The organism is Streptomyces sp. TAA486 (genome assembly GCF_000426165.1).
On record NZ_AUEV01000002.1, the window covers coordinates 221,621 to 243,351 of the forward strand.

At 70.3% G+C, this 21,731-nt stretch carries 17 protein-coding genes and 1 pseudogene; 8 read left to right on the forward strand and 10 right to left on the reverse strand.

The features are described from left to right. The first annotated feature begins 15 nt into the window (after positions 1-15). The 3 genes from I004_RS0104940 to I004_RS0104950 are packed head-to-tail and all read left to right on the forward strand — an operon-like array spanning position 16 to position 3,721. On the forward strand, positions 16-843 hold the full coding sequence (locus tag I004_RS0104940; protein ID WP_028434561.1) for a cyclase family protein: 828 nt from the start codon (positions 16-18) through the stop codon (positions 841-843). Next, the gene (locus I004_RS0104945) at positions 840-2,357 is read left to right on the forward strand and encodes an MmgE/PrpD family protein (protein ID WP_028434562.1); all 1,518 of its coding nucleotides are present in this window, start codon (positions 840-842) and stop codon (positions 2,355-2,357) included. The genes I004_RS0104940 and I004_RS0104945 overlap by 4 nt, the downstream gene beginning before the upstream one ends. Before the next feature lie 41 nt (positions 2,358-2,398). Then, positions 2,399-3,721, forward strand: coding sequence for an MFS transporter (locus tag I004_RS0104950; protein WP_028434563.1), 1,323 nt, complete (start codon positions 2,399-2,401; stop codon positions 3,719-3,721). A gap of 162 nt (positions 3,722-3,883) precedes the next feature. Here the strand turns inward: I004_RS0104950 and I004_RS0104955 are convergent, their stop codons facing one another. Further along, positions 3,884-4,831, reverse strand: coding sequence for a helix-turn-helix transcriptional regulator (locus I004_RS0104955; RefSeq protein ID WP_028434564.1), 948 nt, complete (start codon positions 4,829-4,831; stop codon positions 3,884-3,886). Between the two features lie 91 nt (positions 4,832-4,922). On the opposite strand from I004_RS0104955, the gene I004_RS0104960 reads away from it, so the two are divergent. Beyond that, positions 4,923-5,660: an alpha/beta fold hydrolase gene (locus tag I004_RS0104960; protein WP_028434565.1), complete on the forward strand. Its 738-nt coding sequence runs from the start codon at positions 4,923-4,925 to the stop codon at positions 5,658-5,660. A gap of 86 nt (positions 5,661-5,746) precedes the next feature. Here the strand turns inward: I004_RS0104960 and I004_RS32300 are convergent, their stop codons facing one another. The 4 genes from I004_RS32300 to I004_RS0104980 all read right to left on the reverse strand — a co-directional run bounded on the left by I004_RS32300 (position 5,747) and on the right by I004_RS0104980 (position 9,204). After that, a complete protein-coding gene (locus tag I004_RS32300) occupies positions 5,747-6,184 on the reverse strand; it encodes a nuclear transport factor 2 family protein (protein ID WP_051344718.1) in 438 nt (145 codons plus the stop codon). A 70-nt stretch (positions 6,185-6,254) separates the two neighbouring features. Further along, on the reverse strand, positions 6,255-7,262 hold the full coding sequence (locus tag I004_RS32305; RefSeq protein ID WP_078510834.1) for a lysophospholipid acyltransferase family protein: 1,008 nt from the start codon (positions 7,260-7,262) through the stop codon (positions 6,255-6,257). Continuing rightward, a complete protein-coding gene (locus I004_RS0104975; RefSeq protein WP_028434566.1) occupies positions 7,259-8,011 on the reverse strand; it encodes a GNAT family N-acyltransferase in 753 nt (250 codons plus the stop codon). Before I004_RS0104975 ends, I004_RS32305 begins: the two co-directional genes overlap by 4 nt. Before the next feature lie 311 nt (positions 8,012-8,322). Further along, entirely contained in the window at positions 8,323-9,204 is an 882-nt protein-coding gene (locus I004_RS0104980) for an arginase family protein (protein ID WP_037975022.1), read from the reverse strand. A gap of 586 nt (positions 9,205-9,790) precedes the next feature. Between I004_RS0104980 and I004_RS0104985 the strand changes: the two genes are divergently transcribed. The 3 genes and pseudogenes from I004_RS0104985 to I004_RS0105000 all read left to right on the forward strand — a co-directional run bounded on the left by I004_RS0104985 (position 9,791) and on the right by I004_RS0105000 (position 12,730). Continuing rightward, complete coding sequence (locus I004_RS0104985; protein ID WP_028434568.1) at positions 9,791-10,360, forward strand: TetR/AcrR family transcriptional regulator; 570 nt, start codon at positions 9,791-9,793, stop codon at positions 10,358-10,360. Between the two features lie 106 nt (positions 10,361-10,466). Next, positions 10,467-11,679: pseudogene (locus tag I004_RS32310) on the forward strand (GDSL-type esterase/lipase family protein). Between the two features lie 37 nt (positions 11,680-11,716). Then, a complete protein-coding gene (locus tag I004_RS0105000) occupies positions 11,717-12,730 on the forward strand; it encodes a pirin family protein (RefSeq protein ID WP_028434571.1) in 1,014 nt (337 codons plus the stop codon). Between the two features lie 60 nt (positions 12,731-12,790). Here the strand turns inward: I004_RS0105000 and I004_RS32315 are convergent, their stop codons facing one another. The 4 genes from I004_RS32315 to I004_RS0105020 form a co-directional block, all read right to left on the reverse strand. Continuing rightward, positions 12,791-13,801: a helix-turn-helix domain-containing protein gene (locus I004_RS32315; protein WP_037975024.1), complete on the reverse strand. Its 1,011-nt coding sequence runs from the start codon at positions 13,799-13,801 to the stop codon at positions 12,791-12,793. A 16-nt stretch (positions 13,802-13,817) separates the two neighbouring features. Next, positions 13,818-14,792 carry a helix-turn-helix domain-containing protein gene (locus I004_RS37415; RefSeq protein WP_158677002.1) on the reverse strand — a complete coding sequence of 325 codons (975 nt, stop codon included), beginning with the start codon at positions 14,790-14,792 and terminating at the stop codon, positions 13,818-13,820. A gap of 163 nt (positions 14,793-14,955) precedes the next feature. Then, on the reverse strand, positions 14,956-16,419 hold the full coding sequence (locus tag I004_RS0105015) for a radical SAM protein (protein WP_028434572.1): 1,464 nt from the start codon (positions 16,417-16,419) through the stop codon (positions 14,956-14,958). Then, positions 16,419-19,064: a glycosyltransferase gene (locus I004_RS0105020; protein ID WP_199779326.1), complete on the reverse strand. Its 2,646-nt coding sequence runs from the start codon at positions 19,062-19,064 to the stop codon at positions 16,419-16,421. The genes I004_RS0105015 and I004_RS0105020 overlap by 1 nt, the downstream gene beginning before the upstream one ends. Before the next feature lie 215 nt (positions 19,065-19,279). Here I004_RS0105020 and I004_RS32325 point away from each other — a divergent pair, with 215 nt between their 5' ends. Beyond that, complete coding sequence (locus I004_RS32325) at positions 19,280-20,503, forward strand: MFS transporter (RefSeq protein ID WP_051344720.1); 1,224 nt, start codon at positions 19,280-19,282, stop codon at positions 20,501-20,503. Between the two features lie 80 nt (positions 20,504-20,583). Here the strand turns inward: I004_RS32325 and I004_RS37420 are convergent, their stop codons facing one another. Further along, the gene (locus I004_RS37420; RefSeq protein WP_158677003.1) at positions 20,584-21,396 is read right to left on the reverse strand and encodes a ricin-type beta-trefoil lectin domain protein; all 813 of its coding nucleotides are present in this window, start codon (positions 21,394-21,396) and stop codon (positions 20,584-20,586) included. Positions 21,397-21,731 lie beyond the last annotated feature (335 nt).

Genomic DNA, 21,731 nt, shown 5'->3' on the forward strand with positions numbered 1-21,731 from the left:
CACGCAAGGCAGGACATGACCGCAGTACCGCACCCCCCCAACCCGTTGCTCGACGCGTTGCCTTCCGAGCCGCACATCGTCGAGCTGGGCCAGCCGTTGTTCACCGGCATGCCGTGCTCCCCCAACCACCCGGGATTCCGGATGACCCTGGCACGCCGCCACGGCGACATGGTCCGGGCCGACGGGGGTTCCGCCTCCAACGAAGTGATCATCACGGGCGGCCACGTGGGCACCCACATCGACGCCCTTTCCCACGTCAGCCACGACGGCAGGCTGCACGGCGGGGTCGACGCCGCCGAGGCGCAGTCCGGCGGCGCGTTCTCACAGCACGGCGCGGAGCGGATCCCGGCCATGGTGACGCGGGGCGTACTCCTCGATGTCGCCGCCGCCCTCGGAGCGGACACGCTGCCCGGCGGATACGGCGTCACCGCTGAGGACCTGGAGCGCGCAGCAGAACTCGGCGGTGCGGAACCCCGCCAGGGCGATGTCGCTCTCGTACGGACCGGCTGGGCACGGAACTTCGACGACCCTGTGGCTTATCTCGGCAAGGAGTCCGGCGTGCCGGGCATCACCGAGAGCGCGGGAGGATGGCTGGCCGCCCGCGGTGTCCGTGCCGTCGGCGCCGACACGACCGCATGCGAGCAGATCCAGGCCGGTGCCGGGCACAGTCTGCTGCCCGTCCACCGGCTGCTGCTGGTCGACTACGGCATCTACATCATGGAGCACCTGGCACTCGAGGATCTCGCGGCCGCCGGCCGGTACGAATTCCTCTTCGTCGTCGCTCCGTTGAGGATCGTCGGCGGCACCGGCTCCCCGATCCGCCCGCTGGCGGTGGTGGCGTGACATTCGCTCCCGCCGGGCTCACTCCGGCGCAGCAACTCGCCCGGTTCGCAGTCGACGTGGCCTCGGAGGGCCTCGAAGCCGACTTGAGCGAGAAGGTCGCAGGACACCTGCTCGACCTGCTCGGAAACAGCCTGGCCGCGCTCCCCATGCGCCCCGGCATGGCGGTACGTCAACTGGCCGAGGAGTGGGGCGGTTCCCCGACCGCCACCGTCATCGGCTCCCTCACGAGGCTGCCCGCGCCGTCGGCGGCGCTCGTCAACGGAACCCTCGCGCACAGCCTGGACTTCGACGACACCCATCTGCCCTCGGTGCTGCACCCCTCATCCTCGGTGCTGCCGGCCGCACTGGCCGTCGCGGAAGCGTCCGGCGCCGGCGGGGCACGGCTGCTGGCCGCGTCCGCCGCCGGGATCGAGGTCACCTGCCGGCTCGGCATGGCCCAGTACGACGAGGAGTTGGGCAACTCGGTCTTCTTCGACCGCGGTCTGCACGCGACCGCCATCTGCGGTGCCGTCGGCGCCGCCGTGGCGGCTGCCGTGCTGCGCGGGCTGGACGCCGACGGTGTGTGCTCCGCGATCGGCATCGCGGCCAGCATGGGCTCCGGGATCATCGAGGCGAACCGCACCGGTGGCACCGTCAAGCGCGTCCACTGCGGATGGGCGGCGCACGCGGGCGTTGTCGCCGCGGACATGGCGCGGCTCGGACTGACGGGGCCGCCGACGGTCCTCGAGGGCAGGTTCGGCTTCTTCCAGGCGTACTGCGGCGACCGGTACGACGAGGAGATGGCAGAGGAGGCGCTGACCGGAGAACTCGGTCAACGCTGGGAGCTGTCACGGCTGTTCATCAAGCCGTACCCGTGCAATCACTTCACGCACGCCGGGGTGGACGCGGCGATGCGGATGCGGAGGCGGGGCATCGACCCCGGTTCCGTGGCCCGGCTGACGCTCGGGGTGCCTGCCCCGGTGCTGCGCACGATCGCCGAACCCGCCGCGGAGAAGGCACGCCCTCATTCCGGCTACCACGCGGCGTTCAGCGGGCCGTACACCGTGGCCGCCGGGCTGCTCTCGCCCTGGGCGTGCGGTCCGGGCTGGTCTCCGCCCGGTCTGTCGAACGGGAACGCCCTCCCCGGCTCGCCCCGGTCGGCCGGACTCGGTGTCTTCCACGAGGACTTCACCGACGAGGCCGCCGCGGACCCCGCCCGTCTCGCCCTCGCCGCCCGCGTGACCTGCGTCGCGGACGAGGAGTGCACAAGGATCTTCCCCCACCAGTTCCCTGCCGTGCTCACCGCGGAACTCGGCGACGGCTCCACCGTCACCGAGCGGGTCATGGTCAACAGGGGCAGCCCGGAAAACCCCCTTCATGCCGGAGAACTCACTGCCAAGTTCACCGCCAACGCCCTCGGCGCCGGCGGTCCGCGGGCCGTGCGGGATCTGGCCGAGGAGGTCTGGAACATCCGCAACTCCCTCGACACCGCGGGTCTGACCCGTGCGCTGTCCAACGTGGTGACCGGCACGTGAGGCACCACAGCATCTGCACCGCACCAGCGTGAGGTGAACCCATGCCCGCCCGGACCCGGACCCAGTACCGCTGGCTGACGCTCACACTGATCGTCGCCCTCATCGTCATCAACTACATCGACAGAAGCGCGATCAGCTTCGCGATCGAACCGCTCACCAAGGCCTTCGGCATCACGAAGTACGAGTACGGGCTGATCAGCAGCGCCTTCTCCATCGGCTACATGGTGTTCGCGTTCCTCGCGGGTCCGCTGGTCGACCGCTACGGCTCGCGGCGGGTCCTGCTGGCCGGTGTGCTCCTCTGGTCGGTCGTCACCGCGGTGACTCCCGTCAGCGGTACCTTCATGGGCCTGTTCGTGGTCCGGATCATTCTCGGTGCCGGTGAGGGGCCGGGCTTTCCCGCGGCGACCCGTACCGTCAGCCGCTGGATGCCGCAGAAGGAACGCGGCATCGCGCTCGCCATGGTCGGCGGCGTCGCCGTGTCCGGTTCGCTGCTGATCGGCGGGCCCGTGATGACCCAGCTCATAGCGGGAGTCGGCTGGCGCGGCATGTTCTGGGTGCTCGCCGGCGTCGGCGTGCTGTGGTTCGTCATCGCCTTCGCGCTGCTGCGGGACACGCCTGACGAGAGCGGGAGGGTGTCGGAGGAGGAGCGTGCGTACATCGCGGCGGGGCAGCTCGCGGAGGAACGCCCCTCCAAGGACAAGGTCCGCTGGCGGCCCCTGCTGACCAACCGGAATCTGTGGATCATCGCGGTGGGCTACTTCGCGTGGGGCTTCATGTTCTGGGGCTTCATGTACTGGCTGCCGGGCTATCTGTCCGACCAGTACGACCTGACGATCACCGCGGTCGGCCTGTTCTCCGTCGCTCCGTGGGCGGCTGGCGTGGTCGGCGCGATCATCGGCGGCGTCCTCACCGACCGGATCTTCAAGAAGACGGGAAGTCCCAGGAGCCGGCTGACCATCATGGGGCTGGCGCTCCTGGGATCCGGTGCCTCGCTGATCCCGATCTTCGTGGCACCGTCCCTGACGGTGTCGGTCACCTTCATCTCGATCGGAGTGGGAATCGGGTTCGTGACCGGCGGCATCTGGTGGGTCGCGTCGATCGACGCGCTGCCCGCACAGCCGGGTGCGGCCGCCGGGTTCGCCGACGCGGCCTTCGCCCTCTCGGGCGTCGTCGCACCGTCCGTGATGGGCTTCATCGTCACCTCGACCGGCAGCTACTCCAGCGGTTTCGTGGTGATGACGGTGCTGGCAGTGACCGGGGCGGCGGCGATGCTTCTGCTGCCGAAGCGGGACCTGCCGCGTCAGGTGCCGCCCGCGGAGAGCGGCGCCGCCGCGCAGCCAGATCTGACGGCCAAGTCGCCGTAGCGGCCGGTGTGTTGGAAGCCGGGTGTTTGGAAACCACGGCGTTCGACAAAGGTGGGGCCGGGCCGGCGTGGCCTTCCGCCTGCGTGGCCCGGGCCCACTTCCGCCTGCGGCAGCGTGACGACTCCGGGCTGCTGAGGCGTCCCTGGACAGCGGGGACGGGGATCAAGCGTCGGCCGAGGCCGCGAGGCGGGCCGCCACATCGCGTACGGCGTCTCGCAGTTCGTCCGGGCGCCGGATCGTGAACGGCCGGCCGAACCCGGCGAGGAGCTGGGCCATGCCGTCCAGGCTCTCGGCACGCGCACGCAACAGGACACCACCCCTCGTCTCGCTGAGGGTGGCGGCCGAGGGCGGAATCCACCTGGCGGCCTGCTGCAGGGTCGTCTCCAGCACCACCTCCACCTCGTGGGTGTAGGGAACGGCTGCCAGCGACTGTGTGACGTGCTGGACCGGGTCGAGATCGTCGAGCACGTCGAACGTGGCGTCCCTCAACTCCATCGAGAGCACCCGGTCCGCGCGGAAGGTGCGGGTCTGCCCGCTGCGGTGGTCGTGCCCCACGAAGTACCAGCGGCCGGAGTGGAAGACCAGGCCGTACGGGTCCAGTTCGCGCTCGCTGTCGCTGCCCTTCCACGACCGGTACCGCATCCCCACACGCCGGCGTTCGCGTGCCGCCTGCGCAAGGACCAGCACCGTTCCGGTCGCGGGAGCAGCGCCCTCACGGGAGGTGAGGGTGAAGCCGAGGGTCTCCTGGAGGGCCTGGACGCGGTCGCGGAGCGAGCGCGGCAGCACTCGCTGCACCTTTGCCAGAGCGCTTTCGGCGGCGTCGCCGGGCAGGCCGAGGCGGCGTCCCGCCAGGAGTCCAAGCACCACGGCCGTCGCCTCGTCGTCGTTGAGCATCAGGGGCGGCAGCTTGTAGCCCGGCATCAGGCGGTATCCGCCGTACCGGCCGCGCTCGGCCGTCACCGGGATGCCCAGCTCGGCCAGGCGGCCCGCGTATCTGCGGACCGTCCGCTCGTCGACACCGAGCCGCTCGGCGAGGGCCGCGCCACTCATTCGCTGGTGCGCCTGCATCAGCTCCAGCATGGCCAGCACCCGGGTCGTGGGGTGGGACACGAGTCACCTCGCAAATCCGGGCGGATCCTGTCCGGTATCGGGTTCACCCTAGTCACGTAGGAGCGGAAGACACAGGTGAAAGGTGGACGGGATGGCCACGATCGTGCTGGTACCCGGGTTCTGGTTCGGCGCCTGGGCGTGGGAAGAGGTGACGCGTGACCTGCGGGAGGCCGGGCACGACGTCCGTCCGGTCACGCTGACCGGGCTGGCCGACCGGGCGGCGGAGGCCACCTCGGACGTCGGCCTCGCGACACACATCGCGGACATCGTCCACGTCATCGAGGGCGGGGACCTGCGGGATGCGGTGCTGGTCGGTCACAGCGGAGCGAACATGCCGGTCACCGGGGCCGCCGACCGTATCCCGGAGAGACTGGCGCGGATCGTCTACGTGGACAGCGGCCCCATGCCCGACGGCCTGGCCGGAATCGACTTCCACGAGCCGCAGGCGCGGGAGGAACTGCGCCGGCAGGTCACGGCGGAAGGCGAAGGTTGGAGCATCCCGGTGCCTGCGTTCGACCCAGCTGCCGATCCCGTGAATCTGGCGGGCCTGACCGAGTCGCATCTGACGCGCATGCGCACCCTGGGCACTCCGCAGCCCTTCGGCACGGCCGCGGATCCCCTGGACCGTCCCGCGGTCCTGCCGTCGACCCCGCGCTCAGTGATCATGTCCACCTTCACTCCTGAGCAGGTGCGCATGGTCGCGGGAACGGGGAATCCTGTCTTCGAGCTGATGGCCGGGATGGACATGCACCATCTGCCCACCGGTCACTGGCCGATGTTCTCCCGCCCCCGCGAACTGGCCGCCGTCCTGGGCGAGATCGCGGGCTGACACGCCGCGACCAAGGGATGAGGAGCGGGCGAACTCGCGCCGCTGTGCGGGAAGTCGGTCTCCGCGCCGGTCCCGGCCCCCGGTCCTCATGCGTCCGGCCCCTCCCGGTCCGAGCCGCCGCCAACGCGTGCCGCGACGACCGCGGGGTCGTAGCGGATGACGGTCTCCTTCACGAGCCCGTCCTCGTCGAGCAGGATCCGGTCGATGCCGTCGAACACGAACGGCCCCCGCCCGCCGGTGCCGTGGGCCACCCAGTGGATGAAGAGGCAGCCGTCGTTCTCGGCATGTTCGGCGACTTCGAGGTGGAGGTCGGGGACGAGTTCCAGCAACTGCGCGATCCGGTCCCTGTATGCCTCCCTCCCCCGCACGGGTTCTGGGTCACCCGGCCAGTCACCGACGACGTCCTCCGCGAGAAGCATCACCCGGGTCGCATCCGGTTTCGCCCAGAACTTCGCCCACAGGCCGACGTTGAAGGGAGTCTTCGCCGCATACGCCCGCACGCGGCCCTCTGTGTCTCCGGTCATCTGAGCAGCCTCACTTCCCGTGCACGAATGATGTGCGGGAAGCGTGTCGGCCGGCGCCGGAGACCGGCAATTACCTCCCTGGTAATGGCCTCTGGGAACGGTGAGTTGAGCGCCCCTCGCCGCCCCTCTTCCGGCCGCGGTCCTGCCGAGGCCCGGCACGTCTTGCTTGGGGACGCGGCTCAGGCACGCCGGAAGTGAAGCCCGACGGCACCGTGCGCCAGGGCAGTTGTTTCGGCGAGGCTCCAACCCCTGTGCGCGGGACGAGCACCGGGGCACCCGCGGCGTCGGACACCGCCGCATGCGCGGCCGCCGCCAGCGAACGCCGGTCGTGGCCGTCGGGCCACAGCGGCCGGCACGGACGGACGCGTACGGCGAGCCCGTCGGTTCCGGCCACCCGGAGGAGCGAAGCCGTGAGGGCGTCCCCGCCGACGTAGGCCGCCGCCGTGCTCCGCGTGCCGTCCCGTGCGTAGTCGATGGCTGCCGGACGGACCGGCGCTGCCGCCTGGAGCGCCGCCTCGAACATCGCGCGCCGGAAGGGCCCGCCTGGCGCGGTGCACCAGGTGGTCGCCTGCGGGAAGACCATCACGGAGCCGCCGTCACGCAGATGTGCCGCCAGTTCGCCGACGAACCGCGGGAGTTCGCGTGGCGCGTCGCGGTTGATGAAGCGGTTGCCCGTCCTGCGTGTCAGCGGCCCGACGACCGGCCACCCGGCGACCTCCTGCTTGGCGATCAGCGGCACGGGCTCGACGGCCAGCACCGCGATGATGTCGAGCCAGGACACATGGTTCGCGACGATCAGCGTGCCGCTGGCCGTGCCCGGCACCCTGAGCGGACCCGTGGCGTCCAGGCCGATGCCGAGTGCGTCGAGCACGCTGCGGGCGTGGCGCTGGAGCACGGGCGGGTCGGCGATCCGCGTCCCGGCTGCCAGGGCGCTGCCCAGGGTGGCGGTGAGCGACGCGTAGCGCCGGAGCACGGACGCGGCGGGCACACGGCGGGTGCGGGCGCCCGCCTGCTCGTTTCCGGTGGGCCGGGTGACGCACCGCTGCGTGCAGGGGGAGCCGACTTCCCAGGGGTTCACCGGCCCTGGCCCAGGAAGTAGCGCCGATAGCGTTCGTTCAGCCGCTCCATGTCGAGCAGGACGAAGAAGTCGGCGACACCGAAGTCCCTGTCGTGGGCGGGTGCTCCGCACACCCAGGCGCCGATCCGCAGATACCCGCGGAGCAGCGCGGGGAGCGAGGCGTGGTCCGGCTTGGCCGTCAGCGGCTGCTGCGGGTGCCACGGGTCGCGTGGGTGTACTCGCAGTTCGGCCGGTGCGGCGTGCTTGGTGGTGCCCAGCAGCCAGGCGTCGGCGGCGGACTGTCCGCCGTCGTCCAGCGGTACGGATCCGCACCCGGCCAGATAGCGGTGTCCGGACAGCAGCATGTAGCGGGCGAGCCCGCCCCACATGGCGTTGATCACCGCACCCGAGCGGTGATCGGGGTGCACGCAGGCGCGGCCGGCCTCGACCATCGACGACCTGACGTCGACGGGGAGGCAGCGCAGATCGAACTCCGACTCCGAATAGAGACGTTCGGTCCTCCCGGGCGGCATGAGCCGGTAGGTGCCCACGACTTCGCCGTCGGCCGGTGAGGTGACGATGAGGTGGTCCGCCGCCTCGTCGAATCCGTCCACGTCGTGCCCGGGCAGCGGTGAACGCAGCCGTGCGCCGTTCTCCTCGGCGAAGATCCGGTGACGGAGTCGCTGGGCGGCGCGTATCTCCGCCTCCGACCCGGCTATGGAGGTGGCGTACGTACCGGGGTTGGTCGTTACGCTGGATGCAGTGGGCATGAGTGATCTCCCTAGGTGGGCTGCTGCGGCACCCGCGCGGACCGTTGCCAGCGATCTCCGCGAGGGTTCCTCCGTATGCAACCGGTTGCTTGTGTTCCGCACGGGGCCGCCGAGTTACCGCTCGGCGGCCCTTCCGCGTCGGATGAGTGCCGCAGACGTCCGCACGCACGCTCCGGGAATCCGGGGGCCTCATCTCCTGCTCGGGCCGCGGATCTGCGCCCACGGGTGAACTGCCAGGCCCCGCCCGGGAGTCGGCGACTGCCACACGGGCGCCTTCGCCGCGGCGCTGCTCGTCACAGTGGGCTGAACGCTCAACTCGTCAGCAGGCGGGCGAAGTCCACGATGCGGCGCGCATGGTGCCGGTCGGCGTCGAGATCCGGGTTGTAGATGCACAGGGTGATCCCCACGCAGCCGGCGGCGCCCAGCGCCGTCGTTGTCAGGAGTTCCAACTCCGGCCAGGTCAGACCGCCGGGCTGCGGGTAGTCGACGGCGGGCAGGGCGTCGGTGGAGAGCACGTCGAGGTCGATGTGCAACCACCAGTTGCCGGCGCGGCGGCGCAGGCGCTCGGTGCCCTCGCGCGCGTACGCGGCCGCCGCGCCGGGCTGCCAGGCGAGATCGGCGCCGGTGCGCATGCGGATCCTCCCCGCCACCGACGGGATCCGGTACGCCGCAAGCTCGTCCGCGTCGCGGGGCCCCAGCGCGACGACGGCGTCGGACGCGAGGGTGGGCAGCAACCGCACCAGCGGGTGCGGGAGGTTCTCGCGGTGCAGCCCCAGCAGGAGGCCGAGTTCGCAGTCGGCGGCCTCGCCCGTGGTGCTGCGGTCCGGAGGCCACGCGTCCTCGTGGCCGTCGACGAACAACAGGCCCACGTCTCCTGCTGCTTCGGCCGCGCCGCTCAGAGCGCCGAGAAGGACGGGGCAGTCGCCGCCGAGCACGAGCGGACGGTCGCCGGCACGGAGGCTGTCGGCAACCGCGCTGTGCACGGAGGCGGTGGTCGTCTCCAGGCTGCCGGGCGAGATCAGCCCGGAGCGGGCGTACCGGCCGGGGTCGGGCACGCCGACGTCCACGTCACCGGCATCGCGGAGGCCATCGGGGAGCACGTCGATCAGCCCGGCCTCCCGAAGGGCGCGCGGCGCACGAGCGACGCCGTCGGATCGGCCGGCTGAGTTGAAGGGAACGCCGATGACTCTCATCCGGTCCTCCCACTCGCACAAGAGGCCCTGCTGCCGCGACTTGTCAGCCCTGCGACCGTTACGGCTGCTCCACCGCTGCGAGTTCGACCCGGCGGACGGAGCGCTCACTTACCGAAGCTCGCGGCGCTGGTCCGGCATGCCGACCGCGACGCGAGCGGCGGCGCCGCATTGCCGGAAACCGCGTTCCCGCGCGACGCCCCGGCAAACGAGCCCCCGAGGAGGCACGGACGGCCGGGGGCTGACCGGGTCTGGCCGTACGCAGCCCCGCGCAGGGCCCGTGCCGCGCACGTCGAAAGCGCCCCCGGCCGTCCACGGCGGGTCACTCTCGATGCGTCACCGGTCACGGACAGCGCATCAACCGGCGCGCCTTCCCGCGGTCCGGTCAGCGGGAGCGATCACCCGCACCGCACCGCACCGGAGTCGGTGAGCTTCGTGTCGCGGCGACGTGCAGGCACCCTGACCCGGGCCTGACCCGGTCCGGCGGGCCGCCTGAGTCTCCGCGGGTGCTAAGCTCATCTTCCTAATCCATTTAGGTTTATGCCTAATGACTTCAGGCGGAAGACTTCAGGCGGATGGGCGGAGCGGTATGGCACGTGCGGGACTGACCACGGAACGTCTGGTCCGGGCCGGGGCGGACCTTGCCGACGAGGCCGGATTCGACCAGGTGACCGTCTCGGCGCTGGCCAGGCGCTTCGACGTGAAAACCGCGAGCCTGTACTCGCACCTGAAGAACTCCCAGGACCTCAGAACGAGGATCGCCCTGCTCGCGCTGGAGGAACTGGCCGACCGTGTCGGCGCCGCCCTGGCCGGGCGGGCCGGCAAGGACGCCCTGGCCGCCTTCGCCGACGCCTACCGCGACTACGCCCGGGAGCACCCGGGCCGCTACGCCGCCGCACAGCTCCGGCTCGATCCGGAGACGGCGGCGGCGAGCGCCGGGGTCAAGCATGCGCAGATGACGCGGGCGATCCTGCGCGGCTACGACCTGGCCGAACCGGACCAGACGCACGCCGTGCGGATGCTGGGCAGCGTCTTCCACGGCTACATCGGCCTGGAGGCGGCCGGAGGCTTCAGCCACACCCCCGTCGACACACAGGAGACCTGGTCATGGGTCCTGGACCGTCTCGACGCGCTGCTGCGGGGCGGGGCCGCACCCTGAACCCTCACCTGCAACCCCGCCGTCGCGGCGTCCGCAGGAACCTGCGCTCACGCAGCACCTCCACGCATCAGACCGATCCATACCTCTTGATCGACAGGCCGAGGCGATGAACTCCGAGAGCCGCACCACCGCATCCATCACGACGCCGATAACCGCGGACATGCTGCGCGGCGCCCTCGACCTGGAGCGGACCGCACACGGCGTCCTGCCGCACCGGCTGCCCGCACACGCCCGCGCCCAGTGCACCGACGGGCAGCTCGCCATGGCCGAGGCACAGCCCTCCGGCGTGCGGCTGGTCTTCCGCACGCGGGCCACCACCGTCGAGCTGGACACGCTGCCGACGAAGCGGGTCTACGTCGGCGCTCCGCCCAGCCCCGACGGCGTGTACGACCTGCTCGTCGACGGCCGGCTCGAGGGGCAGGACGTAGTGGCAGGGGGCAACACGCTGACGATCGACATGGCCGCCGGTACCGCCGAGAAGCGTCCGGGCACCGGGGGCACCGTCCGCTTCAGCGGCCTGCCCGAGCGCCGCAAGGACGTCGAGATCTGGCTGCCGCACAACGAGACCACCGAACTCGTCGCCCTGCGTACCGACGCGCCCGTCGAACCCGCACCCGACCGGGACCGCAAGGTGTGGCTGCATCACGGCAGTTCGATCAGCCACGGCTCCGACGCCGCCAGTCCCACCACTACGTGGCCCGCACTCGCGGCGACCCGCGGCGGGGTGGAACTGATCAACCTCGGCCTGGCCGGGAGCGCCCTGCTCGATCCGTTCACCGCCCGCGCGCTGCGCGACACCCCCGCCGATCTGATCAGCGTCAAGATCGGCATCAATCTGGTCAACGCCGATGTGATGCGGCTGCGCGCGCTCGTCCCCGCCGTCCATGGCTTTCTCGACACCATTCGCGAGGGGCCACCCGACCACGCCGTTGCTGGTCGTCTCGCCCATCCACTGCCCGATCCACGAGGACGCGCCCGGCCCCAGCACCCCGGACCTCGACGCGCTCAGCACCGGGCAGTTGCGCTTCCGGGCCGGGGGCGACCCGGCGGAGGTCGCGAGAGGAAAGCTGACGCTGAGGGTCGTACGGGAGGAGCTGGCCCGGATCGTGGAGCAGCGGGCCGCGGAGGACGCGAATCTGCACCTGCTCGACGGCCTCAACCTCTACGGCGAGGCCGACTTCGCCGAGCTGCCGCTGCCCGACGGGCTCCACCCGGACGCCGCCACGCACCGCCGCATCGCAGAGCGCTTCGCCGAGCTGGCGTTCACCGCCAACAGGCCCTTCGCGACCCAGGAATATTTGAAAACTGAACTTCATTGACCGTGGTGCACTGCTCCCCCGCACCCAGGAGGTCACCATGCCGGCCGTCACCGCGGACACCCTCACCCTGCCGCGCGTCCCGTCCCCCGCAGGTGCGGGCGTCCGATGGCGAGAGGTCACCAGGACCGTGACCGCCCGCCGGCAGCTGGAAGGGGAAGGCTTCGAGGTACGCAGGCCGTTTCCCGGGACGGACCTCGGCGCGGCGGACCCGTTCCTGCTGCTGGACCACCTCGGCGCGGTCGAGTACGGCCCCGGTGAGGCCAAGGGCGCCCCCTGGCACCCGCACCGCGGCTTCGAGACCGTGACCTACATGCTCGACGGCGCCTTCGAGCACAACGACTCCACCGGTGGCGGCGGCCTGATCACCGAGGGCGCCACGCAGTGGATGACCGCTGGCGCGGGCGTGCTGCACTCCGAGCTGCCGCCGCAGGACTTCGTGGCGAAGGGCGGCCTGTTCCACGGGATCCAGCTGTGGGTCAATCTGCCCAAGTCGCTGAAGTGGACCCCTGCCCAGTACCAGGACATCACCGCCGGACAGACGGTCCTGCTCTCCAGCGACGACGGCGGGAGCCTGCTGCGCGTCATCGCGGGCGACCTCGCCGGACATCGCGGGCCCGGCGTGACCAGGACCCCCATCACGTACGTCCACGCCACGGTCAGCCCCGGAGCAAAGCTCGGCCTGCCCTGGCCGCAGGAGTTCAACGCACTGGTCTACGTACTGGCCGGCCGCGGCACCGTCGGAACCGATCGACGGCCGCTGGAGGAAGGGCAATTGGCCGTCCTCGGCCCCGGCGAGGCCCTGACCTTGCAGGCCGCCGACGGACAGGACTACAACGGCAGCCGCACCGGCTGGGAGGTACTGCTCCTGGGCGGGCTGCCGATCCGCGAACCGGTCGCCCGCTACGGCCCGTTCGTGATGAACACCAAGGCGGAGATCATCCAGGCGGTCGAAGACTTCCAGAACGGCCGTCTCGGCACCACCGCGCCGCGGCCCGTGCCTCATCGCACGGCCACCGACGCGCCCCTGGACCGGGACGAAGCCGGGGAGTAGAGACCGGATCGACCAGGAGGAGGAGCCTGCGGCGGAGCCGGACGCGGCGCCGCGGCAGGCTCAGATCGCAAGGGTCTCGCCGGGGCTGACGCCGTACGCATGGTGATACGAGGCGACGAAGTCGGCCGGCTTCGCGAATCCCCACCGAGCACCGATGGACGCCACCGTCTCGCCGTCGTCGGCGCCCGACGCGGCATCCTCGGCGGCGAGAAGTTCGAAGTGCGCGCGGTCCAGCCGGACGCTGCGCAGGCAGCCGAACACGGTGCTGCTGCGATGGCGGGCAAAGGCGATCTGGAGGGCGTGCGGGGTGACCCGGCCCGCGGCGGCGATGTCGGCGAGGCTGATGTCGTTGTGCGCGTTCTCCTCGATGAACGCGACGGCCCTCGCCACGGCACCGGTGGTGGCGTCGCCGCCGTCCGCCGAAGTGAGCTCCGGGCCACCGGTGTTGGGGAACATGCGCAGTGCGTTCGTCGCGAGGTTGCGCGCCAGATTGCCGATCACGAGCGGTTCACTCATCGCGTCGGGGCTGGCCGAGACCACGTTGCGTACATATCCGACCGCCTCGCGCCATTGAGCCCCGAGGTCCGCGGACGCCGGCTGTGTTCCGGAGAACTGCAGGGAACTGTCCGGCTCTTCCTCGGGAAAGCCCGCGGTCCGCATCAGGAGGGGCTGGCTCAGGACGACGGACCCGAAGTCGAGGTTGTGCACGGTGGCGCTGAAGGGCCGGTCCGGCGGTGAGATGACGGCGATGTCGCCCGGACCCACGCGTTCGCTGTTGTCCTCCCACCGGTGCTCCACCCAGCCGGACCTCGGCTGGACGATCGCGAGATTCCCCAGCGGGTCGACGTCGTAGCCGGTGTCCATGGACAGCGTCACGTCGTCGACGCAGAAGCATCCGAAGTCGTAGCGGGCGTGTCTGATGAGCTGGTCCCGCTCGCTTCCCTTCATGCGCAGCTCGGTGCCGTAGGTGGCGTTCATGAAGGTGCGACCCACGTCGAGGTCGTTGGTCTCGAACACTGTCCGCCTCAACGCGTGGCGCTCGAGGTCGGGATCGACGGTGGCGGCGTTCATGAGCTTCCCCGCAAGGTCAGTTCCGCAGAGTGTGGTCGGGCGGCTGCCCGTACACGTCGTGGTAGTGGACGGCGAAGGTCTCGCGACTGGAGAAACCCCAGCGTGTGGCGATGGAGGAGACCGTCGCCTCGCCTGCCGGATCGCTGTCCTGGAGCTCGCGGTGGGCGCGCGCCAGGCGCACGCGGCGCAGATAGCCGAGCGGGGTGGTCTCGAAACGCGAGGCGAAGGCCGCGTCCAGCTCCTGGGGTGGGACGGATGCCGCGGACGCGATCTCGGCGAGCGTGAGGGGCCGGTCGGCGTGAGCGTCGATGAAGTCAGCGGCTCGCCGGACCGCCGCAGGTGAGACCTGGCCCGGACCGGGCCGATAGTGAGGCGTCATGGTCGTGTTCGGGAACACCTGCACGACTGCCGCTCCGAGCAGGTCGCGCGTCTCGGCACGGACCAGCGGCGCCGAGAGGGGGCTGTCGGGCGTCTCCAGCTGATGGCTGACGAACCCGACCGTGGAGCGCCAGAACCTGTCCATCGCCGGCGAGACCGGTGTCGTGCCCACGAAGCGCACCTCGTCCTCGCCGCAGCGTTCGGCTGCTGCCCGCTCGGCGACCTGCAGAGGCATCGAAAGGACCTCCGCACGCATGTGGCTCCAGCTGATCCGGATGGGGCCCCCGGGCGGGTAGAGCGCCGTGTCGCCGACGTTCAGGCTTGCCTCCTGGTCACTCGAGGTGACGCTGAACCTCCCCGCGGTGAGGCAGGCGAAGAGCATCAGGTCCTCGAAGACGTCGCAGTCCGCGGTCGCTGTCGCGGAGTGCTCCAGGTGATCCAGGCTGATGCCCGCCGCGCTCGTACGATGGAAGCCGAAGGCGAAATCCTCCGCGGAAGAGAGCGTCTGCCGACAGTCGCCGTACATCCCCCGGGTCGTTGCCTGCGCGGCCGCCGGGTCCGACGTGGTGAAGTCGAACCGCTTCACCGTGGGCTGCTGAGTGTCCGCTGTCATGATCACCTCCACAGCAGCGGTCGCAGGACCTGCCAGACCCCTCCTTTGACCGTACTCCTCACCCACCCGGCGACGGAGGGCCCGCTTCCCCAGCACCGGGTCCCCTGCGGCCAGGCCTCTCCCCCGGCGGAGCACGGATCCGCCGGGGAAGGCGCCCCCGCCGTCAGAACTCCGAGTTGATGACCGCCTCGACCAGTACCTTTCCGTCCGTCGTCAGGCGGACCTCCTCGGCGTCGCTGTCCATGACCGCGAGGCCGCGCTCCTCCAGGGAGCGGAACCTGCCGCGCCAGGGTTCCTCGAAGAGTGAGGACCCGGGGAAGCGCCGCCGGTGCAGCTCGTCGCTGAGGGGGCTCAGCGTGGAGAGGGCCATCTTGACCGCCCTGGCCTCCTGCGCCTCCTCGCTGAAGCGGGTCACCGATCCCAGCGGGACGCGGCCCGCCTCGACGGCCTCCGAATACCGCTTCCAGTTCACGTCGGTGATCGCTTCCGAGGTGCGGCAACTGGAGCTGCCGCCCAGCCCGATGGCGACTTCGGCCTCCTGCTTGTCCTGGTCGACCATGATGGCCTTCCACGTCTCCGGACCTTTGCCGTCCTGCGCGAAGTACATGGTGGGCTGTTCTCGGTATCCGCCGCTCTCGAGGCCCTCGGTGAGCAGCTCGCGCATCTGGTACTGCTCGCCGAGAGTCGGCCACCGATGGCCGTTCTCGACCAACTTGGCGCGGTAGTCGGGCAGTTGCCAAGCCGCGGGCTGCACTCCGGCCACTCCGGTCCTGGTGTCGGTGTAGGACTTCAGATGGAGCTTCGTGCACACGACGGCGGTCAGTTCGTTCTCGACGACGATGTCGAGGTCCCTGCGCACACTGTCGACCGTCTGGTCGAGCAGCCCGTACATCAGGTCGATGCTGGTCCATTCGAAGCCCAGTCGCTGGGCGTTGCGTATGAAGTCCACGCACATCTGCGCGGTGTGCTCCCGGCCGCACTGTTCCAGGACCGGATCGTCGAAGGACTGCACACCGCTGCTCAGTTTGGTGCAGCCGAGTTCGGCGAGCAGCTCCAGCTTCCCGGGCGTGAAGGTGCTGGGGTCGCCCTCGAAGCGGATCGCCGTGTCCGGGGTGAAGTTGAAGTTCTCCCTGTAGAAGTCGAGAAGGGCACGGATGGCGTCCGGCGGCAGCAACGAGGGGGTTCCGCCGAAGACGTTGAACTCCCCGATGGGAGCCGACGCCAGATTCGGCACCTCCCGCAGCCACAGTTCCGCCTCGCGGATGTTCCAGTCGACCCACTGGCGGGCCTTGCTGTCGGCGACCTCCGGCGCTCCCTTGACGAGCACCACGGGGTACTGGCAGAAGCGGCAGCGGTAGGCGCAGGTGGGGATGTAGGACCACAGGTGGATGGGTGCCGTGCCGGCGAGCTGCTCGTCGAGGTCGGCGAGGAAGTCCGCGGGTGTGTGGCCGGGGATGTTGCCCGGAAAGACGTGCGCGCCGAAGGGATCCTCGGTCACGTACTCCAGGAGATGCCTGTTCTCGGAGGCGCCAAGGGTTTCCAGCACGGACGGCACCGGGTGGCCGGGGTCCGTCTGCCGCAGCGATGCGACGGAGTCCTCGTAGGTCTGCCTGTGTCCGATCTCCATCAGAAGACTCCCCCGTTCCCGAAGTAGTTGTGTGCCTCGCCGGATTCGCGGTCCTCGCAGAAGTACCTGACGAACTCGGTGAACTGTTCCTCCGGTACATCGCGCAGACATTCGGGCAGCGGCGGCGGATGGCCGATGTCCTCGCCGACGGTGGCGCGCAGCCGGGCGAATATCTCGTCCGCGAACTCGAAGTACAGCCGGTAGGAAGGCGTCTTGTACGAGTGGATGGGCGTGAAGTCGACCACGCGCATCTCGTCCTTGATCTCGGCGATCCGCCTCCCGAGCCGCTCGGCGAGCGAGGCCCCGAAGAACTCGATGACGGCGCGGTCGTCCAGCAGCGATGGCGTCAGCAGCACGGGCAGGATGGTGTTCTTCGGCGTGAAGTCCTTGATGGAGAACTCCCATGCCTGCAGGGCCTGTTGCTCCGTGAGATCGCCGACCGGGCCGCCTTCCGCCGGCTCCGCGGGCTCCTGGACCCGGATGTCGCGCATCACGATGATCCCGTCCGAGCCGTATGCACGGCCGGTGATCACCTCGTCGATGGCGTGGTTGACCCGGCGCGGGTTGATCTCCACCCGGGACGCGGGCACGTAGGTGATGTCGTCGCCGGAACCGCGCACGAGGATCCCGAAGTCCCAGTCGTCGGACAGGTGGTTGACGAACCGTCCGTTCTGGAGCTGGTAGAAGATCTCGATGCCGCCGACCTTCTCGTACGCGTCCCGCTCGACCGCGAAGCCCTTCCCGTCAGGGAAGCCGCCGAAGAGGGCGAACGTCACGGCGCGGCAGCGCAGCGTGCGCTGGATGGCATCCCACAGCCGGGGCCTCCCGGCGAAGTGCTCGGCCTCGTAGTAGTAGTCGCACACGCCGATGGCGGCCTTGCCCGACTCCATCGCCGTCATCAGCTCCCACAGCCACCGCTCGTCGACACGGCAGTCGGCGTCGGCGGAGACGAGGTAGAAGCGCTGCTCGGCATCGGACAGTTCGCGCCGGGCGCTGCGCCGCGACGCGAAGTCCATGCCGGTCTTCCGTGCGCAGGCCACGCCCTGTTCCGGCTCGGGGACGACGTGCAGGGCCAGTTCGGGATGGTCGGCGGCGAAGCGGCGTGCGATCCTCACCGTCTCGTCGGTGGAGTTGTTGTCCACCAGCACGACCTCGTAGAGGGACTTGTCCAGCGGGCCGTCCGGACCGCGTTGCTCCCACAGCGAGTTGAGCACCGCGGGGAGGTTTTCCGCCTCGTTGTACACGGGGAGTACGACGCTCATCCTGGTCCGCTCCCCCATGGGAGGCAGTAAGAGTTCACCGAGCACCTCGCCCGCACGATCCGCACCGAAGTGCTGCTTGCCCAGCCCGTGGTTGAAGTCCGCCATCTCCTCGCGCTTCCTTTCGTCCAGGATCAGCTCGGCGACGCTGTCCACGAAGGTCTGTGTGGGCAGGTCGCCGTCGGTGAGCTCCATGACGGGCGCGCGGAATCCCTTGTCCCCGTACACCGTGTCGTAGAGCTGGTAGCGGGTGGTCAGGTACGGGACGCGCGAGGCGATCGCCTCACCGATCGGGTTCCCGTAGCTCTCGTAGTCGTAGGAGGTCAGGAACGAGGCCAGATCGGCGTGGGCGAGCAGGTCGCGCACCGAGTACCCGTCGGCGCGTGCCGCCCCGATGTCGGCCTCGTGCGGTGCGAGCGGTCCGCCGAAGACGACGCGGTCGCCCACGCCTAGCGAGTCGGCGAGCCGGACGAGTTTGGCGTGTTCCTCCGGGGACTCCCCCGTGTCACCCGCGACGAAGAGGTGGGCGTCTGCGCGGTCGGCGAGCCGCGCCACCAGGTGGATGTCCCGGTCGATCCGCTTCTGCGGGATGATCCTGGTGAAGCGCGCGATCAGGGGCGCGTCGGCGGGGATCCCGAAGTCCCGGCGGAAGGCGCTCCGTTGGCCCTCACCGCCGGCCGCTTGCCGGGGCGCGGCGGCTGCGTGCGTGAAGGTGTTGGGCAGGACGTCGATGTTCTCCAGGCCGGGAACCCATTCGAGAGTTCTTCTTCGCGCCTCCTCGTGCAGGGCGATGTAGCGGATGTACGGCGAGTTCACCGGTGCCACGGTGCTCGGGTAGGGGAAGGTGCCGTACTTCTCGATGCCGGGCTCGCTCTGCCACATCAGGTCGTGGTCCCGCCACAGGACGAAGCGGCCCAGCCGGTGACGCCGTCCGTAGCGCTCGATGGCCGAGTGCAGCGCCATCGTGTACGTGATGTTCTCGGGCAGCGTCCCGTTCTCCACGAGCACGGAGGACACATCGAGCCGCTCCCAGGTCTCCATGATCCGCTCGCTGATCGCTTCGGCGGCGGCGTTCACGCGCGCCAGAAGATGTTCGCCGGCGCCCTCCTGAACGCACTCACGAAGAACGTCGGAGACGAACTGCTGGTCGTAGCCGGGAATTTCGTCGAGGCCTTCGACGCGGTCGAGCCGTATCCAGTGCGGAAGCTGCGCCGCTTCGTCTCTGTAGGGACGGAAGAATGCGTTCTTGTCCGCTTTGACGTCGTAACCGAGATCCAGATGCACCCGGTAGCCGTGTTCCCGGAAGTGCCGCGCGGTCTTGACGAATTCCACCACCACGCCGGAGATCGGAGTGGCGTCGAACGATATTCCCCACAACACGGTCATGGACTCGCGTACTCCTGCCGTTGTGTGCCGCTCTGCCTGGGTACGTCAGGACCGCCCACTTAGTCACCGGCGGAATGCACGCCCCGACGAGCAACTACCCCCCGCGGCGGCGTGAGAAGACCGCGATTCGATCATTTTCCAGACGTTGGAACGCGGATGCCAATAACCTGACCGCTCGCCGCCTGAAGGCTCGTCACCGACGGAGGAGGAATCGCGTGGTTTCCCACCGCGCCGCTGTGGCCGTGGTGTTCGTCGTCAACGGCGGCCTGTACGGCGCCTGGGCGGCCCGGGTACCCGCGCTCGCCTCGCAGGTGGACGCGCAGCCGGGCGGTCTCGGCCTCGCACTGCTGGGACCCGGCATCGCGATGATCGTCACGGCGCCGCTGGCGGCACGCGCGTGCGCCGCGCGGGGATCACGGTTCGTCATTTCGGCGGCGCTGACGTGCTCCTGCCTCGTGCTGCCGCTGGTGGGCCTGACGGGGTCACCGCTGACGCTTGGGCTCGCACTTGCCTGCCTGGGCGGGCTGATGGGCACCGTCGACGTGGCGATGAACGTGGCGGCCGTCGCCGTCGTACGGGAGACGGACAGGCCGCTGATGCCGTTCTTCCACGCGGGGTTCAGCGCCGGCGGGTTGCTCGGTTCGCTGAGTGCCGCCCTCGCCGCCGCTCTGACGGTGCCGCCCGCCTGGCACTTCTGCGGGGTGTCGGCGGCGGGCCTGCTGGTGTTGCTGGTCACCGCTCGCGCGCTGCCCGGCGAACGGCCGGAGCCGCATCAGCGCACGGAGGGCAGCTTCCGGGACGTCGTCGCCCGCAGGAAGTTGTGGCTGCTCGCCGCGGTGGCGCTGTGTGCAGCGGTGGCCGAAGGTGTGTGCGCCGAGTGGTCGGCACTGTTCCTCGTCCGCGAGCGGGCCGTCTCGGAATCCGTGGCCGCGACGGCCTTTGCCGTCTTCTCGGTGACGATGGCCACGACCAGGCTCGTCGGTGAGCGTGTGGAGAGGCGGTTCGGGCCGCACCGGGTGCTCGCGGGCAGCGGGCTCGTGGCGGCCTTCGGGCTGACGGCCGGAGCCCTGGTCCCCGCCGGCGCGGTGGCCTACGCCGGATTCGCGCTCGCCGGTGCGGGCCTGGCCTTCTGCTTCCCCACGGCGATGGCGTTGGCCGGGGACGCGGGCCGGCGCGAGGACGGCAGCGGCGGTGAGCGTGAGCTCGGCTTCGTCACGACGATCGCCTACGCGGGACTGCTCGGCGGGCCGCCGCTGGTCGGCGGGGTCGCCTCGTTGACGAGTCTCACGGTCTCGATGGGGCTCGTCGGCCTGCTGGCCGCGCTGATCACGCCGGCGGCCCTCGCGGTGCGGGGACGCGGAGGCGCACCGGAGCGCACCGCCGCGCGGGAACTGCAGAAGGCGGGCCGCGGCGGCGAAACGGACAGACTTGAGCCGTAACTCCGGGTATGCGCATGGGCGGCGCCTCGCGCGGGCGACCCAGCCAGGTCAGCCGGGGCCGAACTCAGCACCGCACGCGCTCAGATCGTGCTCCACTTCTGGCTGTCCTGGCCCGAGCAGTCCCACAGCTGGAGCTGCTGGCCGACGCGGACGTCGCCGTTGCGCACCTGCACGCACTTGTCCGTCTGCGGGTTGACCAGATCACTCCGCTCGTTGAGGCGGAACTGCTGGGCCACATTCCCGCTGCAGTTGGCGAGTTGGATGACGGTTCCGTTCTCGGCCGATCCGTTGGCGACGTCCATGCACAGACCGAGGGCCCGCACCGTGCCGTCGTCCGCGAACGTCCACTTCATCGAGTCGGCGCCCGAGCAGGTGCGGATCTCCAGGTACATGCCGTCGCGAGCCTGACCTTCGGGGACGTTGATGCACAGGTCCGAGTTGTGGTTCCAGATGCGGACGGTGCCGTCGGAGCCGTTGCCGCCGCCGGGTTCCTCCGGCGGAGGATCCTCATCGGCGCCGTCGTCGTCATCCTTCGGCGGACGGTCCTTCCCCTTGTCGCCATCGTCCTGCGGCCCGCCGTGCGCACCGCTTCCAGGACTGCCGTCCTTGCCGGGGTCCTTGCTCTTGCCGTCGCCCCGGCCGGACGAGGAGTCGCCGGGCAGCGGGTCGTGGCCGAAGTCGTCGTCGTTCTGGCCGCCCTGCCAGCCCTGACCGGCTCCGGCACGGGAGTCGCCGTCCCCCGCGTCAGCGCCGACGAGCAGGTAGCTGCCGCCCGCCAGCCCCGTGAGGGCGACTGCGGCGGCCGTGGCGAGCAGGGCCAGGCGCGTCCGGCCCGGCGGTGGCGGCGCGGGTGCGGGGTTGCGTGAACCCGCGGGCACGATACGGGGGTTCACCACGGTGACGATGCCGCCGGCGTTCTCCGTGTCCCCGTTCCCGTCCCCGTCCGCGTGCGCGGACGGCCTTTCCGGTTCTTGAGAGCGTGGCCCGTCTTCCTGATCCGGCAATGAGGCAGAGGTCTCCTCCGCGGCGTCCGCGGAATAGGCCGAGTCCTGGGACTCGGAATCCCCCTGGGCCCGATGCTCATCACGGGAGCCGGTCATCGCGTCCTCTCGCTGGGAATCGTGCTGTGAAAGGAAAAGAGTGGCCGCCCACCGGCGAATCCGCCGGAGAGCCCGCACATTTCGTGGCGGGGCCTCACGCTTACCCGGCGACTCGGGCGGCATTCGCG